Source organism: Clostridium sp., assembly GCF_051654825.1.
Taxonomy (GTDB): Bacteria; Bacillota; Clostridia; order Clostridiales; family Clostridiaceae; genus Clostridium.
In genome coordinates, this window is the sequence record NZ_JBOFYU010000184.1 from 1 (window position 1) to 16,669 (window position 16,669).

Here is a 16,669-nt window from a genome sequence, read left to right on the forward strand (position 1 = left end):
TGGAAATATAGTTAGGTTTATTAATGTTACTCTTTTTTATATGAGACAAACTTGATAATTTCCAATTTTATTTATTTTTTATCTTGACATATTACCAGTCGTCTGTTTAATTGTTATTGTAATTATGATAATATCAAAAGCTTACTAGAATAGTCAATTCAAAGTAATACGTACTAAAAAGTACGTTCTAGTTAAATAAAAAAAATTAAAATATAATACATCTAGAACTTAAAAAACTTTGGAGGTAATTATATGAAAACTTTATTTGATAAAACGAAAATTTTAGATATGAATATGAAAAATAGATTTTTTAGAGGAGCATTATGGGAAGACCTTGCAGATGATAAAGGTCATATGACCAAGGAACTTTCATCTATTTATGAAGAGTTAGCAAAGGGGGGAGCATCAACTTTAATAACTGGATATGCATTTGTGACAAAGGATGAGAAGCCAAACCCAGGAATGATGGGCATATATGATGATTCATTTATACCTGAATATAAGGAATTTACAGATAAGATTCATAAATTAGGATCAAACATAATTATGCAAATAGTTTATGGTGGATTTATGACAGAATTTAATATTTCAAAAAGAATAATATGGGGTCCATCAACTATGCAAAATGAATGTACTGGTACATGGGCTAAAGAAATTACAAAGGATGAAATAAAATATTTAGTAAAGGCTTATGCAGACGCAGCAAAAAGAGTTAAGGAATCTGGATTTGATGGTGTTGAAATACATTCAGGCCATGGATATTTATTAAGTCAATTTTTATCACCATACTACAACAAAAGAAAAGATGAGTATGGAGGAAGCATAGAAAATAGGGGAAGAATAATATTTGAAATATATGAAGCTATGAGAACAGCTGTAGGTAAAGAATTTCCCATATTAATAAAATTAAATTCAGCTGATTATACAAAAGAAGGTGGATTAACTAAAGATGATAGCTTATATGTTGCTAAGAAATTAGCCTATTTAGGAATTAATGCAATAGAGGTTACAGGTGGTAATGAATCTATTAAAGAAGTTTCAGATAATAATTTAGGTGCAGCTAGAACTAAGATTACAAGCTCTAAGGAAAAAGAATCTTACTTTAAAGATTATGCTATTAAATTAGCAAAGGAAATTGATATACCAGTGATTTTAATAGGTGGAAATAGACATTTAGATGTTATGGAGGATTTATTAAATAATTCTAATATACAGTATTTTTCATTATCAAGACCTTTAACAGCAGAACCAGATTTAATAAATAAATGGGAAAGTGGAGATAGAAAAAAACCAAAATGCGTATCATGTAATCAATGTTATAATACTCCAGGAAAAAGATGCATATTAAATATAAGAGGAATTAAATAGTAAGTTAAGGAGTGCTTGTATGTGGGTATAAAAGGGAAAGGGATATTTACAATTTTAGTCTTGTTATCAGTTCTGATACCATCATGTAGTATAGATAATAATAAAGAAGATATAAATAAAATAGAGGATAAGGTAGGTAAAGAAGATATATCAGTAGATTTATTTATACCTAATGGTAGTTTAAAAACTAAAAATAATTGTGGTGATTTATTATCTGATGAAAACTATATAAAGGGTAATGGTGTAGAATATCAAGTAGTAGGTGTAAATGGAAAAGGACCATTTGTTAATGTTTATGAAGGTAAAGATAATGGATTATATAAGGTTTATCATGGTGATATAAATTATGAAGAAATAAATAATGTGGATTTACTAGATAAAAGGGATTATAGTACAGAGGAATTAATATTAAAAGAGCCAATAAAGGTTGGAACAAGATGGGAGAATAAAGAAATAGTAGATGTTGGAGAAAACTTAATTTTAGAGGGGATAGCTCTAAAGGGAATTTACGTAAAGACTTGGGAAAAAGAAAAGGATAGCAATGGAAATGAAGTAGTAAAGGTCTGTTATTATTCAGAGGGATTAGGTTGTGTTAAATATAAGGTGCTAATAGATAATAGTGAAGTAGAATGGCTTGAGGTATTTGAAATAGAGAAAAACAATTAATAGAGATATTAAATTTATTTAATATCTCTATTTTTTATAGAATCATTAGTTGCAGATAGAATTTATTACTCAGATGATGAATCGGTAGCAAAGGTTCATTTAAGAAAAGATTAGCAAATAAAAATTTTATATGAAAGTATATTTAAAACCCTCTACTAAAAAAGTAGAGGGTTTTATGTATTAATAAATTAAATACTAAAAAATTTAGAACACTACTTGACAATACGTAGTAGTATGGTAATATCTAGATATAAGCTATTACGTATTACAAAGTAGGTGATTAAATGTCAAACAACACACAAATGTTAAAGGGATTACTTGAAGGTTGCATTTTAAAGATAGTTTCAAAGGATGAAACCTATGGATATGAAGTTTGTGAAAAGCTAATTAGTTATGGATTTGAAGAAATATCAGAAAGTAGCGTTTACCCAATATTAATTAGATTAGAAAAAAAGAAATACTTATATTCAAAAATGAAAAAATCTCCCTTAGGGCCTATGAGAAAGTATTACTATTTAACTGAAGAAGGGATTTTAGAGTTAGATAGGTTTATTGAAACTTGGTATAAAACTAAAAAGAATGTTGAGAGCGTATTGGAGGGGTAAAAATGTTAGAAGCATTAAAATTAAGAAAAATTAGATTAAGAGAGCAGAAATCTTTAAATGAAAATAACCTTTGTTTGTTTAAGCATATTACATCATATATGCAAGGTACGAGCTTAACAAGCTATGAAAGAGAAGAGGTACTGCAACAAATTATAGATATGTTATTACAGGCACAAATAGAAAATAGAGATAAAGCCTTTATAGTAGGAAATGATTATAAGGAATTTTGTGAAAATATAATAAAGGAATATAGTGATAGTAAAAGTAAATTATATTTAATTCTTAATTCCTTAGGAAGATATTTAATATGGTTATTAGCTTCTATAACTATGTTTATAGTAGTTAATATATTTAATACTAATGAAGGCTTTAATATAAGTGCAAGTCAATTATTATTTAGTAATTATATAGCAATTTTTGTAGCCTTTATATCTGAAACTATAAAAAAACAAGCTATAAATGTCCCTATTCACCATAAAGTGAAGTTTACTGTAAATATTAATAAGGATATAGATAAAAAATCTTCTTTAGTTCTTTGGGCAGTAATACTCTTAGTATCACTACTAATTCAAACTATTAGCAAAGAGTCATTTGGAATAATATTAGAATCATATTTTTTAGGTGCATCAATAATAGGTGGATTAGTTTTAACAATAGTCATAGTAATAATAGGTATAGAGTTATATAAATTAAGCTACAACAAGAGAGGGTAAAGAAATGGATATATTATTAGCACCATTAACAAAGTCTTTAGAATTAATATTTTCATTAACAGGGGATTGGGGAATAAGTATAATAGTTTTTACTCTTTTAATAAGATTAATTTTATCTCCATTATCAATAAAAAGTAAAAAGAGTATGTATAAACAAGTTGATTTAAAAGAAAAGCTAGAGGCTTTAAAGGTTAAATATAAAAAGAATGAAAATAAGCTTATGGAAGAAACACAAAAATTATATAAGGAAAATGGATTAGGATTAACAGGATGTTTACTTCCTTTAATGCAAATACCTATAATATCCTGTGTTTATATTGCAATAAGTTCAATGCCAATGGAAGTAGGAACTATTTTAATTCCTTGGGTAGAAAATTTAAAAATGGTAGACAGTTATTTTATAATACCAATAATTTATACCATTATATCAATCTTCCCAAGTCTTATAGGATACATTCCATTTTTAAAATCAGTAAAGATAACTCAAGGGTCAAATATAAATATGATAGTAATGACAGTTATGAGCTTAATAATAACAATTAAGGCTCCAGTTTCATTAGGGTTATACTTTATATCATCAGGTATATTTACATTTTTAGAAGAACTTATTTTTAGGATTGTAATAAGCAGAAGGGTATCAAGAAGCTCTATATAAACCAAATAAATAGGAGGATTAAATATAAATCCTCCTATTTATTTATAATTTTGGATCATAGACAAGTTTATAATAAATATTACTAGTATTAGTATTGTTATTAGTTTGAATTCTAAAATCTTCACAATAATCATCATTTATCTTGTTGAAAAACCTCATATCTCTATTATATCTACCTTCGAAGTATCCAACTATAAAGTCAGATAACATTTCTAAATTTAAAGAAGAATTATCTCCTAAAAGAGTTTTTCTAAATTCATTTAACTTAGAAGTTTCATAATTAAAATCCTTATCAATATTTTCTATGGAGGCTTTATATACTATATCAGTATAAATTCCACCTATAGATCTAAAATTATCATCATAGGAATCAGAAACAGAGATTTTAAAATCTATATTTAGTCCTTCTTCATCTGTGAAATAATGTATTGTATCTGTTTCTGAAATATTTTCAAATAATTCCGCGTAGGATGAATCAACACTTCTTTCAGAAGCAATTTTATGTTCTAAAGGTTGAGCAAAGGTTAAATCAAGTGAGTTGTTAAAACAAAACTGCTTTAGTTTTAGTGTGTTTTCAATATATTGTGATGAAACAGATTCATTTCTAGCTTCTATGTTAGTTATGTTTCTCCAATTACAGTCAATTTTAAGAAGTTCAGATTTATCTATAACATATTCATTTACTATTGTAGAAGTAGTTTTTTCAAAGTTATCAGTGACTTCTAAAGAAGCTTGTTTATTAGGGCTACAACCTATTAATAATGAACAAATTAATAAGGTTATGGCTAATTTAGTTTTTTTCATAGTCTCCCCCTGGAATGTATATTAAAGTAGATGTAAAAGCCTACCTATGTAATATTATACATTAATACCAGTAAATATAAAAAGATTTGTGGTATAATTTATATTAAAAATTAGATTGAATAGGGGGCAATTATGGTGATTAAAATAGAAAAAATAATTAAAGAGGTTATTTTAAAGAATGAGGAAAAGATAACTTTTAGAAAGGCTACTTCTGAGGATGCAGAAAATATTATTAAATATTTAAAAGTAGTTGGTGGAGAAAGTGATAATTTATTATTTGGAGAAGGGGAATTCAACTTAACAATAGAGCAGGAAAAAGCTTTTATTGAAGGAGCAAATTCTAATTTAAATAGTTTAATGCTTTTAGGAATAATAGATGGCAAAATTGTAAGTATTTCAAATATATCTACTCCAATGAGAAAAAGAATAATTCATAATGGAGAATTAGCTATTTCTGTTAAAAAAGAATATTGGGGGCTAGGTATTGGAACATTAGTAATAGAAACATTAATCCAATTTGCTAAGGAGACAAAGGTAATAAAAAACATTAGCTTAGGAGTAAGAAAAGGAAATATAAAAGCATATAACCTTTATAAAAAAATGGGCTTTGAGGAAGTAGGAATTCATAAAAACTTCTTTAATATTAATGGCGAGTTTTATGATGAAATACTTATGGATTTATATATAGAAGATTAAATATACAAGTTTAACTAAAGATAAAAGATATTTATATAGACTGGAGGATAAAATGACAATAGAAAATATGATTAAATGCTGTGATAATTTAACTCCTTTAGAAAGTAGATTAGCTAAATATATTTTAGAAAATAAGGAAGAAGTTCAAAGGTCATCTATTCAAAATATTTCAGAAAAAATATTTGTATCAAAATCAGCAATTCATAGATTTTGCAAAAAGATAGGAATAGATGGGTTTAATGATTTAAAGGTAAGGCTAGCAAAGGATATTTTAGAAGGAAGTAATAATAAAAATCAAATAGATGTAAACTTTCCTTTTAATGATAATGATACACAAGGGGTAATAGCAAAAAAGCTATTAAAATTATATGAAGCATCAATAGAGGATACATATAAGTCCATTGATATAGAAGAGTTAAATAAGTGTGTAATTTTATTACATAAGGCTGAAATTATTGATATATATACACAAGCTCATAATATGAATGTTGCAGAAAACTTTCAAGACAAAATGAGGAATATAGGAAGAATGGTTAACTGTCCTAAGAATTTTTATGAGCAACAATGTACAGCTATTGCATCTAAAAAGAATCATATAGCATTAATTTTATCTTATTCAGGAAAGGCAACATTTGTATCACCCATAGTAAATATATTAAATAAGAATGGAGTAAAAACTATTTTAATAGGTAGAGTTGGAAACATATCAGAAGAAAAAAGTATAAAGCATAAACTTTATATAAGTGATAAAGAAAACCTTAGAAATAGGATATCTCAATTTTCATCACATATAGCAATGCAATATATGCTGGATGTGATTTATGGTTGTATTTTTAAAAGAGATTATAAAGGTAATATTGATTATATAAGTAATCTTATAAAAATAGCTGATGATAGAGAAATAAATGATGATAGATAAGTGTCAAAAAGTTTCAAAAAAATCTATGATTTTTATTTTTGTTTAGAAAAAATAATCTAAATGCCTAACTTTAGTTGAAGAAAAATAGTAGAAAAAATATAGTATAGTAAAGGCAGAAAGCCTAAGTAATTTAAGTTAGGATGGGATGAAGTAATGAAAAAGGCAGTTTTTTTTGATGTGGATGGTACTTTAATAGATACATTTGGAGGAGTAATAAATATTTCTTCTAATGTTAAAGCGGAATTACAAAACTTAAAGTCAAAGGGATGTTATATTTTTATTGCAACAGGACGCCCTTATGCATTTATAAATAAAGAGCTTTTAGAGTTAGAGTTTGATGGCTTTGTATTAGCAAATGGTGCTCATGTAATTATTGATGGAGAAACTGTTCATAGTAAGCCAATAGATAATGAGTTTATTAAAAGATTAACATCTACATTAGAAAATAAGGATATTGATTATATTTTAGTAGATGACAAGCATTCTTATATAAAGAAAGATAGTGAAGAATTATTTAAATTTTATGACTTAGTAGGAACAACTAAAGATTCCTTTAAAAAGTATAACCAAATAGAAGGTTTAAATATTCATAAGGTTGAAATGCTTTGCCCTAATAAGGAAATATTAGATTATTGTTTAGATTTTATAAAGGACAACCCTGATTATGGTTACTTTAATAGTATAGAAAATGTACATCTTGAAATACATTATAAAGAAAGTACCAAGGCAGCAGGAATATTAAAAGCTATAGAACATTTAGGCGTTAAAATAGAAGATACTTATGCCTTTGGTGATGGAAAAAATGATATAGAAATGTTATCAACAGTAGGTTGTGGGATTGCTATGGGGAATGCCGCAGATGATGTTAAAAAGTATGCAAAAGAAATTACAGATACAGTATGTAATGATGGAGTTGCAAAGGGAATTCAAAAATATATATTAAATTCTATATAAACAGGAATACACTAAGGAATTTAACTTCCTTAGTGTATTTTTATAAAAATTATTTTTTATTATTTATTTCATTTAAAATTGTTTCAAGCTTTTCAGTTGAAGTTATTCTTTCGTTGCACTCCTGGCTATTTAAGCAAACATTAAAAGCTATAGATTTATAAGTTCCATTTTCAGGATAATATTAGGCTCCAGACAAAGCATAGCTGCTTTTAATAGTCTTTGAAAGGAGCAGGTTCTTTTACAGCTGAATGGATAATAAACATTCATAAAAACACCTCCAATATTTATATTATTATATCATAAATTAGATGTAATAGTTTTAGAGAATACTACATCTTTCTTAAATTTAAATACCTCTAGATTGATAAATATTAAGTAATAAAATAGTTGAGAAATTAAAATACTATAAATGAATTAATAGAACTTATAAGGAGAGTAAACTAATGAAAAATAGAAAAAAGATATATTTTAAAAGATTAGTGATTTTAAGTTTAGTAGCTATTTCTTTAGTAACTATTTTAAAATCTAGTAGTGAAGTAATATCTGCAAAAACAGCTAATGATATTAGTAACAGTATAATTCCAAAACCTTTAAGCTATGAAGGTAAGGAAGGTAAATTTATACTTAATAAAGAAAGTTCAATTTATGTAAAAGGAAAAACAGATAAGGAAACAGAGGAACTTAATAAGATTGCTGAATTAATTAAAAATAAAATTAAAACATCTACTGGATTTGATCTTAAAATAATTAAATCTAGTGATGTAAAAGATGGAAATATTTATTTAACTACAATTGATGGGAAAGAAGAGTCTGGAGATGAAGGTTATACTATGGTAACTACTCCTAAAGGAATTAAGATTACAGCGTATAAACCTCAAGGAATTTGGAATGGAGTCCAAACATTGATACAGCTATTACCATCAGCTATTGAAAAAAGTGAAGTAGTAACTGGTGTTGAGTGGAGTGTTCCAGCATCTATAATAAATGATAAGCCAGAGTATTCATATAGGGGATTGATGCTTGATGTAGCAAGGCATTTTTATACTATAGATGAAGTAAAAAGACAAATTGATCTTGCATCACAATATAAAATTAATAGAGTTCATATGCATTTAAGCGATGACCAAGGTTGGAGATTAGAAATAAAGAAGTATCCTGACTTAACATTAATAGGTGGAAGTACACAAGTTGGTGGAGGAAAGGGAGGATACTATACTCAAGAGGAATTTAAAGATTTAGTAAAGTATGCTAGTGATAGATATATAGAAATAATACCTGAATTTGATATGCCGGGGCATACTAATGCAGCCTTAGCTTCTTATGGTTTCTTAAATCCAGATGGTAAAAAGAAAGATTTATATACAGGAATAAAGGTAGGATTTAGCACTTTAATGACAAATGATGAAAAAACATATGAATTTATTGATGATGTATTTAAAGAAGTATCAGAGATATCACCATCAAAGTACCTACATATAGGAGGAGACGAAGCTTTAAGTACTAAAAAGGAAGACTATGATTACTTTGTAGGAAGAGTTTCTAAAATAGCACAAAAGTATGGAAAAACGCCTATAGGTTGGGATCCTATAGATACATCTCCTGAAATTAATAACAGTGTAATTTTACAAAATTGGCAGGATTCAAATGAAGCTGCAAGAAAAAAAGAAATGAAAATGGTTATTTCAATTGCAGAAAAGGCCTATTTAGACATGAAGTATAATAAGGATACACCATATGGGCTTGATTGGGCAGGGCTTATTCCTGTAGAAGTAGCTTATAAATGGAATCCAACAGATTTTTCACCAAAGGAATTAATTTTAGGAATAGAAGCTCCGTTATGGACTGAGACAATAGAAGGGCAAAATCAAATGGATTATATGATTTATCCAAGATTATTAGGTTATGCTGAAATTGGATGGACACCTAAATCTTTAAGAAATTGGGATGAATATAAAGTAAGGTTAGAAAAACAAGGTGAAAGATTACAAAATAGAGGAATAAATTATTATAAGGATCCACTTATATGGAAGGCTAATTAATATTATTTATAGTTAAATATAAAATAGAATTATGAAAGTCGCCTAGTAAAAATATTAAACTTGCTAGGTGATTTTTGATTTAGATGACTTAAAATAGAATTAAAAGTAAGTTTTTAAAGGTTATTTCCTTATTTATACTTTTAAAATATTAAAAATTTGTTTAAAATTTAATTAACAATAAATTTAAAATGCTATTAGGAGCAAAATATAGTTATATATAATATTTTATTGTTTTAGGGGGAAATAGTTATATATCTGATTGCTTAAGGAGATATTAATGAATTTAGACGAGATAGAAAAAATAATTGATGAAAATAATGCTTTGAAAGAGGAGTTAAAATATACAAAATTAAAATATAATACATTACTAAATGCAATACCTTCAATGGCTTGGTTTACTGATGTTGATAGTCATTACTATGATGTAAATAAGGAATTTTTAATTCATTGTGGAAAAGATATCAGTGAGATAAAGGGAAAGAATCATAAAAATGTTTGGACTAACAAGGTTGGAGATGAATGTAGACAAAATGATTTAGAGGTTCTTAGAAAATGTGAAAGTGGTGTATTTGAAGAAATTGTTCCAGGAGAAAGAGGATATAGACGATTTGATATATATAGATCACCTGTTATAGATGAAAATAATAAAGCTATTGGGATAGTAGCAGTAGCTAGAGATACAACAGAAATAAAAAATATGGATGCACAGTTTAGAGTTTTAATAGAAAATATTCCTTTTGAGGTATGGCTTTGTAATAAAGATGGAGATTATGTAAATGCAAATATTAAGTTTGCAAAGACACATAACACAACTGTAGAACAGTTAATTGGAAGAAATTTAAGAGAATTTTATTCTAAGGAAGAAGTAGATATAATAATAGGCGAAGACAAAGAAGTTATGTCTACTAAACAATCTAATAAGTTTACTAAAGAGGTAATGATAGGGGATAAAAAGAAAAGTGTTGAGATTTATAAAACTCCTGTACTTAATATTGCTAATGAAGTAGTTGGTATAGTAGGAACTACAGTAGATATTACTCAACTTAAGGAAGCTGAAAATAAAATAAAGAAGCAGGCATATACAGACTCAAATACAGGGTTATTAAATAGAAGAGCTTTATATGAGTATTTAGGGAATAAAGAAATTGGAAAAAAATTAACTATGCTTATAATTGATGTAGATAACTTTAAGCAAATAAATGATACGTATGGGCATCAAGTAGGAGATGGAGTATTAAAAGAAATAGCTAATACATTAAGAGAAATTTGTATAGAAGATTATATTTTTAGATTTGGTGGAGATGAGTTTATAATATTATTTAAAAATGAAATGCCTAAAAAGGAAATAGAGCTAAAGGTAAATAGTATATTAAGTGAAATTTCAGAGATAGAAAGCTATGGGAGATATAGTGATAATGTAAATGTAAGTATAGGGGTGGCTGTGTGCCCTAAAAATCATGAAGAGTGTGATGGAAGTCATTGTAAGTTAATTACTATGGCTGATATTGCCTTATATAAGGCTAAAGAAACAGGTAAAAATAAATTTGTATTTTATACAAATGGATTAGAAGAGGAAAGAAACGTAAGATTAAATATAGAAAAGGCATTAAGTCATGCAATTGAAAATAATGAGATAAAGTTAGCTTATCAGCCACAATATTCAAAAGATAATAAGTTAAGAGGCTTTGAAGCATTATTTAGATGGAATAATAAAAATTATAGAGATTTGCCAGTAATGGAAATAATAAATATTATGGAAAAAAGTGATTTAATAATACCTATTGGAAATGAAATAATGAAAAAAGCTTGTATATTTGCAAAAAAAATAAATGAAAATACAAATAATAAATTAATAGTTTCATTCAATGTTTCATCTACTCAAATAATGGATGATAATTTTATAGATTATATTAAAGATATAATTAATGAAACTGGTGTTTATACAAATTGTATTGGAATAGAAATAACAGAAACTGTATTATTAGAAAATATAAATGAAAATATACAAAAAATAAATGATTTAAAAAAGCTAGGTATAAAAATATCATTAGATGATTTTGGAACAGGGTATTCATCATTTAATTATTTAGTTAAATTACCTTTATCAGAAGTAAAGATAGATAAAAGCTTTGTAGCTGGAATGGAAAATGGAGAGGAATATAGCAATTTAATTAAGCTTATAATAGATTCATCTCATTCATTAGACTTGCCTATAGTAGCAGAAGGTGTTGAAACAATGGAGCAATTAAATAAATTAAGTAATATGGGTGTAGATTATATTCAAGGATATTTATTTTCTAAGCCATTAGAAGAAAAGGATGCATTTAAGTTAATTATGAATTAAAAATATAGGGTCCCAGCAATGAAATTTATTGCTGGGACTTTGTTAATTAAAAAACTAATTAAAAATATTCAGAAAACTATTGCAAAACGTTTTCAAAGGGTTTATTATATAGTTAAGCGATTCAGTGAAGCGATTCACTAAAAGAAAAGTAATAATAGGAGATGAATTTATGAATAAAGTATGTGTACTTGGAAGTATGAATATGGATTTAGTTATGAAAGTGAAAGATGTACCACAAGTAGGAGAGACTATTTTATCTAAATCATTTGAAAAGATATCAGGTGGAAAAGGAGCAAATCAAGCTGTAGCAGCTAAAAGAAGTGGTGCAGAGGTTTATATGATATCTAAGATTGGAAAAGATGAGAATGGAGAAATTTTAAAAGGAAAATTGGAAGAAGATAATATAGATGTAAAATATGTTTTTGAAGATAAAAATGAATCAACAGGAATGGCAATGATAATGGTTACTGAAAAAGGTAATAATTCAATAATAGTTGTTGCAGGTTCTAATATGACAATTAATAAAGAGGAAATAGATCATTCAATGGAGGCTATAAAAGAAAGTCATATATTAATATCACAATTTGAAACTCCAGAGGATATGACATTAAGAGCTTTCTCTAAGGCTAAGGAATTAGGAAAGCTAACAATCTTAAATCCAGCACCAGCAAAGAAAATAGATAAAGAACTTTTAAAAGTAACAGATATAATAATTCCTAATGAAACAGAAGCAGAGCTTTTAACAGGAGTTAAAGTAGAAACTTTAGAAGATGCAAAAAAAGCTGGAGAAGTGTTCTTAGAATCAGGAGTAGGGTTTGCAATAATAACTTTAGGATCAAGAGGAGCGGCAGTAATAGGAAAAGACTTCTGTGAATTAGTACCTGCTTACAAAGTAAATGCAATAGATACAACAGCAGCAGGAGATAGCTTTATTGGAGGTTTAAGCTCAAAGTTAGATGTAAATAATATAAATAAAGAGACATTAGTAAAGGCAGTAAACTTTGGAAATAGAGTTTCATCAATAGCAGTTCAGAGAAAGGGAGCTGAGCCATCTATACCTTATTTAAAAGAAGTAGTTGAAGCTTACGGGGAGGATTAATTATGAGAAAGACACCATTATTAAATAGCAATTTAAGTTCAGTAATTTCAAAAATGGGACATACAGATATGTTGGCAATAGGAGATTGTGGATTACCTATACCAAAGGAAACAGAAAGAATAGATTTAGCATTAATAAATGGAGTTCCAACATTTATAGATACTTTAAAAGTAACATTAATGGAGCTTCAAGTTGAAGAGGTACTTATTGCAAAGGAAACTATGGAAGTTAGTCCAGAATTATATGAAGAAATAAAAAGGATAATTGGAGAAGCAAAAATAACGGTAATAACTCATGAAGAATTGAAGAAAGACTTAAAAGAATGTATGGCAGTTGTTAGAACAGGTGAACAAACACCTTATGCAAATATAATATTAAAATCAGGAGTTGTATTTTAGTAAAAGGGAGGTATTTTAAAATGGATAAAAGAATACCAATGCTAAAAATGGAGGGAGTTTCAAAGATATTCCCTGGTGTTAAGGCATTAGATAAGGTTAACATTACAGCCTATGGTGGAGAAGTAACAGCTTTAATGGGTGAAAACGGAGCTGGTAAGTCAACATTAATGAAAATATTAAGTGGAGTCCATCAAAAAAATGAAGGTAAAATCTTTATAGATGGTGAAGAAGCTAATATTAAAGGAATTAAGTCAGCAGAAGAATATGGAGTTACTATTATTCACCAAGAAATGAGTGTACTAAACAACTTAACAATAGCTGAAAATATTTTCCTAGGAAATGAAAAATATCAAAAAATTACTGGGAGAATAAATAAAAAGGAGCTTGTTGAAAGAAGTAAATTATTTTTAGATCAAATAGGATGCAATATAGATCCTAATAGATTAGTTGGAAGCATTAATGTTGGAGAAAAGCAAATGGTAGAAATTGCAAAGGCATTAACTAAAAATGCTAGAGTAATAATAATGGACGAGCCAACAACTGCACTTACAGAAGTAGAAACAAAGAAGTTATTTGAAGTAATAGATAATTTAAAGAAAAAAGGGATTGCAGTAATTTATATATCTCATAGAATGGAAGAAATATTTGCTATATGTGATAGAGTTGAAGTTTTAAGAGATGGTAAATATGCAGGAAATGCCTTAATAAAGGATATAGATAATGATAAGTTAATTTCTATGATGGTAGGAAGAAAAATAGAAGATCAATTCCCATATAGAAAGACTGGTAAGGGAAAGAATATGTTAGAAGTTTCGAATCTTTCTTCAGCGGCAGGAGTAAAGGAAGCTAGCTTTGAAGTAAAGGAAGGAGAAATATTAGGAATAGCAGGGCTTATGGGATCAGGAAGAACAGAGCTTGCAAAGACTATATTTGGTGAATATAAGAAAACTTCAGGAACAGTAAAAATAAAAGGAAAGATTTTAGAAGTTAAAAATATACAAGAAGCTATAGATAATGGGATATGTTATTTATCTGAAGATAGAAAAAAAGAAGGATGCGTACTTGGATTATCAATAGCAGATAATATGATTCTTTCAAATCTTAAGAAATACGAGAATAAGTGGAAGTCTATAGATAGTAAAGCAGCAATAAAGGATGTAGATTATTACATAGACAAAATAAAGATAAAAACTCCAAGTAGAGATCAATTAATAAAGAATTTAAGTGGAGGAAATCAACAAAAGGTAATATTAGCAAAATGGCTTATGTTATCTCCAGAGGTATTAATAATAGATGAACCAACTAGGGGGATAGACGTAGGAGCTAAAAAAGAAATTTATGAATTATTAAATGAGCTTAAAGCAATGGGAAAAGCAATAATAATGATATCATCAGATTTACCAGAAGTACTAGGAGTAAGCGATAGAATTATTGTAATGAGTGAAGGAAGGATATCAGGAGAGTTATCAAGAGAAAAAGCTTCACAAGAAAGTATTATGAAATTAGCTGTTGGAATGAATTAAAGGGTAGGAGGAGAATACCATGAATATTAATTTTAAAGAAACTGTATCTAAATATAAATCTCTAATAGGATTAGTTCTATTATGTGCGGTGATTACTTTTGTTTCACCAGCATTCCTAACATTATCAAATATTACTAATGTATTCACACAGGTTTCAGTAAATGCAATAATAGCAGTTGGTATGACTTTTGTAATTTTAACTGGTGGAATAGATTTATCAGTAGGATCAACACTAGCAATAAGTGGTGCACTAGCAGCATCAATAGTTAAATCTACGGGAAGTATAGGATTAGCAATAGTAGCAGCTTCTGTTACAGGTATTGTAATAGGTTTAATAAATGGTCTTTTAATATCAAAAGGAAAGTTACAAGCATTTATAGCAACTTTAGCAACAATGACTATATTTAGAGGAGCAACATTAGTATTTACAAATGGTACTCCAATATCAAAATTACCAGTAGAATTTGTAAACATAGGAAATGGAAAAGTAGGATTTTTACCAATACCAGTAATTATAACAATAGTAGTTTCAGTAATAGCAATTTATGTTTTATCACAAACTAGATTTGGAAGATACTTATATGCCTTAGGAGGAAATGAGGATTCAGCTAGATTATCAGGAATAAATACAACTAAAATAAAAACACTTGCTTATGTAATTTCAGGTTTTGCGTCATCAATAGCAGGGGTAATTATAGCAAGTAGAATAGGATCAGCTTCACCAAATGCAGGAACAGGTTTTGAATTAGATGCAATAGCAGCAGTAGTTATTGGAGGAACATCATTAGCAGGTGGAGAAGGAAGAATAACAGGAACATTAATAGGTGCTCTTATAATTGGAGTATTAAACAACGGATTAAACTTAATGAATGTATCACCATTCTATCAATCAATAGTAAAAGGTTTAGTAATATTAATAGCAGTATTATTAGACAAAAAGAGTAGAAAAAAATCAGCATAATTACAAGGAGGGATATACCATGAAGATTATGAAAAAAGTATTGGCTTTAGGGCTAGTAACAGTTATGGCAATGGGTTCCTTTATGGGATGCTCTAAAAATGATAACGATAAGAAAATAGGTATAGTTTTATCAACACTAAATAATCCTTTCTTTGTAACTATGAAGGATGGTGCTGAAAAAGAAGCAGAAAAGTTAGGATATGAGTTAATAGTATTAGATTCACAAGATGATCCAGTAAAGGAAAGATCAAATGTAGAGGATTTAATTCAACTTGGAGTAACAGCTTTATTAATAAATCCAACAGATAGCGATGCAGTTGTAAAATCTGTTGAAGTAGCTAATGAAGCAAATATTCCAGTAATAACATTAGATAGACAATCAAATGGTGGATATGTAACTAGCCATATAGCTTCAGATAATATTAAAGGTGGAGCTATGGCAGCAGAATTTGCATTAGAGCAGTTAGGTAAGGATGCAAATATAAATGTAGTAGAACTACAAGGGATTCCAGGAGCTTCAGCTACTAGAGATAGAGGAGAAGGTTTCCACAGTGTTTTAGATAATAAATCAAATGTAAAATTTGTGTCAAGTCAAGCAGCAGACTTTGATAGACAAAAGGGTCTACAAGTTATGGAAAACGTAGTTCAAGGAAATAAAGATATACAAGTAGTATTTGCACATAATGATGAAATGGCATTAGGAGCTGCAAAAGCTATATTATCAAGCAATATTGATGCAATGGTAATTGGATTTGATGGAAATGATGATGCATTAGATGCTATTGAAAAAGGTGAAATGATAGCAACGGTAGCTCAACAACCAGATTTGATAGGTGCATTAGGAGTTCAATTAGCTGAAAAAATATATAATGGTGAAAAAGTAGACTCAGAAATAGCAGCAGATTTAAAAGTAGTAAGCAAGTAA

The 16,669-nt window shown here is 27.9% G+C and carries 16 protein-coding genes and 1 pseudogene; 15 read left to right on the top strand and 2 right to left on the bottom strand.

What is annotated here, in order from left to right; translation table 11 throughout:
- The first annotated feature begins 252 nt into the window (after window positions 1-252).
- The 5 genes from ACRDBA_RS10730 to ACRDBA_RS10750 all read left to right on the top strand — a co-directional run bounded on the left by ACRDBA_RS10730 (window position 253) and on the right by ACRDBA_RS10750 (window position 4,007).
- The gene (locus tag ACRDBA_RS10730; protein ID WP_438572909.1) at window positions 253-1,368 is read left to right on the top strand and encodes an NADH:flavin oxidoreductase; all 1,116 of its coding nucleotides are present in this window, start codon (window positions 253-255) and stop codon (window positions 1,366-1,368) included.
- Window positions 1,369-1,389: 21 nt separating this feature from the next.
- The gene (locus ACRDBA_RS10735) at window positions 1,390-2,034 is read left to right on the top strand and encodes a hypothetical protein (protein WP_438572910.1); all 645 of its coding nucleotides are present in this window, start codon (window positions 1,390-1,392) and stop codon (window positions 2,032-2,034) included.
- Between the two features lie 284 nt (window positions 2,035-2,318).
- A complete protein-coding gene (locus ACRDBA_RS10740) occupies window positions 2,319-2,639 on the top strand; it encodes a PadR family transcriptional regulator (RefSeq protein WP_438572911.1) in 321 nt (106 codons plus the stop codon).
- A 2-nt stretch (window positions 2,640-2,641) separates the two neighbouring features.
- On the top strand, window positions 2,642-3,352 hold the full coding sequence (locus ACRDBA_RS10745) for a DUF1048 domain-containing protein (protein ID WP_438572912.1): 711 nt from the start codon (window positions 2,642-2,644) through the stop codon (window positions 3,350-3,352).
- 4 nt (window positions 3,353-3,356) lie between these two features.
- Window positions 3,357-4,007, top strand: a complete 651-nt coding sequence (locus ACRDBA_RS10750; protein WP_438572913.1) for a YidC/Oxa1 family membrane protein insertase — start codon at window positions 3,357-3,359, stop codon at window positions 4,005-4,007.
- A 42-nt stretch (window positions 4,008-4,049) separates the two neighbouring features.
- Here the strand turns inward: ACRDBA_RS10750 and ACRDBA_RS10755 are convergent, their stop codons facing one another.
- The gene (locus ACRDBA_RS10755; RefSeq protein WP_438572914.1) at window positions 4,050-4,811 is read right to left on the bottom strand and encodes a hypothetical protein; all 762 of its coding nucleotides are present in this window, start codon (window positions 4,809-4,811) and stop codon (window positions 4,050-4,052) included.
- Between the two features lie 132 nt (window positions 4,812-4,943).
- Here ACRDBA_RS10755 and ACRDBA_RS10760 point away from each other — a divergent pair, with 132 nt between their 5' ends.
- The 3 genes from ACRDBA_RS10760 (at window position 4,944) to ACRDBA_RS10770 (ending at window position 7,380) form a co-directional block, all read left to right on the top strand.
- Window positions 4,944-5,507 carry a GNAT family N-acetyltransferase gene (locus tag ACRDBA_RS10760; RefSeq protein ID WP_438572915.1) on the top strand — a complete coding sequence of 188 codons (564 nt, stop codon included), beginning with the start codon at window positions 4,944-4,946 and terminating at the stop codon, window positions 5,505-5,507.
- A gap of 52 nt (window positions 5,508-5,559) precedes the next feature.
- Window positions 5,560-6,426: a MurR/RpiR family transcriptional regulator gene (locus tag ACRDBA_RS10765; RefSeq protein ID WP_438572916.1), complete on the top strand. Its 867-nt coding sequence runs from the start codon at window positions 5,560-5,562 to the stop codon at window positions 6,424-6,426.
- A 153-nt stretch (window positions 6,427-6,579) separates the two neighbouring features.
- Window positions 6,580-7,380, top strand: coding sequence for an HAD family hydrolase (locus tag ACRDBA_RS10770; protein ID WP_438572917.1), 801 nt, complete (start codon window positions 6,580-6,582; stop codon window positions 7,378-7,380).
- 49 nt (window positions 7,381-7,429) lie between these two features.
- Here ACRDBA_RS10770 and ACRDBA_RS10775 read toward each other — a convergent pair.
- A pseudogene (locus ACRDBA_RS10775) lies at window positions 7,430-7,555 on the bottom strand (elongation factor G-binding protein); the annotation flags it as partial.
- 268 nt (window positions 7,556-7,823) lie between these two features.
- Here ACRDBA_RS10775 and ACRDBA_RS10780 point away from each other — a divergent pair.
- The 7 genes from ACRDBA_RS10780 (at window position 7,824) to rbsB (ending at window position 16,669) form a co-directional block, all read left to right on the top strand.
- The gene (locus ACRDBA_RS10780) at window positions 7,824-9,419 is read left to right on the top strand and encodes a family 20 glycosylhydrolase (protein WP_438572918.1); all 1,596 of its coding nucleotides are present in this window, start codon (window positions 7,824-7,826) and stop codon (window positions 9,417-9,419) included.
- Between the two features lie 277 nt (window positions 9,420-9,696).
- A complete protein-coding gene (locus tag ACRDBA_RS10785; RefSeq protein ID WP_438572919.1) occupies window positions 9,697-11,763 on the top strand; it encodes a sensor domain-containing protein in 2,067 nt (688 codons plus the stop codon).
- A 169-nt stretch (window positions 11,764-11,932) separates the two neighbouring features.
- On the top strand, window positions 11,933-12,862 hold the full coding sequence (rbsK, locus tag ACRDBA_RS10790; protein ID WP_438572920.1) for a ribokinase: 930 nt from the start codon (window positions 11,933-11,935) through the stop codon (window positions 12,860-12,862).
- 2 nt (window positions 12,863-12,864) lie between these two features.
- Entirely contained in the window at window positions 12,865-13,260 is a 396-nt protein-coding gene (gene rbsD, locus ACRDBA_RS10795) for a D-ribose pyranase (RefSeq protein WP_438572921.1), read from the top strand.
- A 20-nt stretch (window positions 13,261-13,280) separates the two neighbouring features.
- Complete coding sequence (locus ACRDBA_RS10800; RefSeq protein ID WP_438572922.1) at window positions 13,281-14,783, top strand: sugar ABC transporter ATP-binding protein; 1,503 nt, start codon at window positions 13,281-13,283, stop codon at window positions 14,781-14,783.
- 19 nt (window positions 14,784-14,802) lie between these two features.
- Window positions 14,803-15,744, top strand: a complete 942-nt coding sequence (locus ACRDBA_RS10805; RefSeq protein ID WP_438572923.1) for an ABC transporter permease — start codon at window positions 14,803-14,805, stop codon at window positions 15,742-15,744.
- 19 nt (window positions 15,745-15,763) lie between these two features.
- Window positions 15,764-16,669 (top strand): ribose ABC transporter substrate-binding protein RbsB, encoded by a 906-nt coding sequence (gene rbsB / locus ACRDBA_RS10810; protein WP_438572924.1) that lies wholly within the window; start codon window positions 15,764-15,766, stop codon window positions 16,667-16,669.

What these genes read in the sequence shown, in the direction of transcription:
- ACRDBA_RS10730 (WP_438572909.1), top strand. Translation starts at nt 253, where the DNA reads ATGAAAACTTTATTTGATAAAACGAAAATTTTAGATATGAATATGAAA.
- ACRDBA_RS10740 (WP_438572911.1), top strand. Translation starts at nt 2,319, where the DNA reads ATGTCAAACAACACACAAATGTTAAAGGGATTACTTGAAGGTTGCATT.
- ACRDBA_RS10745 (WP_438572912.1), top strand. Translation starts at nt 2,642, where the DNA reads ATGTTAGAAGCATTAAAATTAAGAAAAATTAGATTAAGAGAGCAGAAA.
- ACRDBA_RS10750 (WP_438572913.1), top strand. Translation starts at nt 3,357, where the DNA reads ATGGATATATTATTAGCACCATTAACAAAGTCTTTAGAATTAATATTT.
- ACRDBA_RS10755 (WP_438572914.1), bottom strand. Translation starts at nt 4,811, where the DNA reads ATGAAAAAAACTAAATTAGCCATAACCTTATTAATTTGTTCATTATTA.
- ACRDBA_RS10760 (WP_438572915.1), top strand. Translation starts at nt 4,944, where the DNA reads ATGGTGATTAAAATAGAAAAAATAATTAAAGAGGTTATTTTAAAGAAT.
- ACRDBA_RS10765 (WP_438572916.1), top strand. Translation starts at nt 5,560, where the DNA reads ATGACAATAGAAAATATGATTAAATGCTGTGATAATTTAACTCCTTTA.
- ACRDBA_RS10770 (WP_438572917.1), top strand. Translation starts at nt 6,580, where the DNA reads ATGAAAAAGGCAGTTTTTTTTGATGTGGATGGTACTTTAATAGATACA.
- ACRDBA_RS10780 (WP_438572918.1), top strand. Translation starts at nt 7,824, where the DNA reads ATGAAAAATAGAAAAAAGATATATTTTAAAAGATTAGTGATTTTAAGT.
- ACRDBA_RS10785 (WP_438572919.1), top strand. Translation starts at nt 9,697, where the DNA reads ATGAATTTAGACGAGATAGAAAAAATAATTGATGAAAATAATGCTTTG.
- rbsK (WP_438572920.1), top strand. Translation starts at nt 11,933, where the DNA reads ATGAATAAAGTATGTGTACTTGGAAGTATGAATATGGATTTAGTTATG.
- rbsD (WP_438572921.1), top strand. Translation starts at nt 12,865, where the DNA reads ATGAGAAAGACACCATTATTAAATAGCAATTTAAGTTCAGTAATTTCA.
- ACRDBA_RS10800 (WP_438572922.1), top strand. Translation starts at nt 13,281, where the DNA reads ATGGATAAAAGAATACCAATGCTAAAAATGGAGGGAGTTTCAAAGATA.
- ACRDBA_RS10805 (WP_438572923.1), top strand. Translation starts at nt 14,803, where the DNA reads ATGAATATTAATTTTAAAGAAACTGTATCTAAATATAAATCTCTAATA.
- rbsB (WP_438572924.1), top strand. Translation starts at nt 15,764, where the DNA reads ATGAAGATTATGAAAAAAGTATTGGCTTTAGGGCTAGTAACAGTTATG.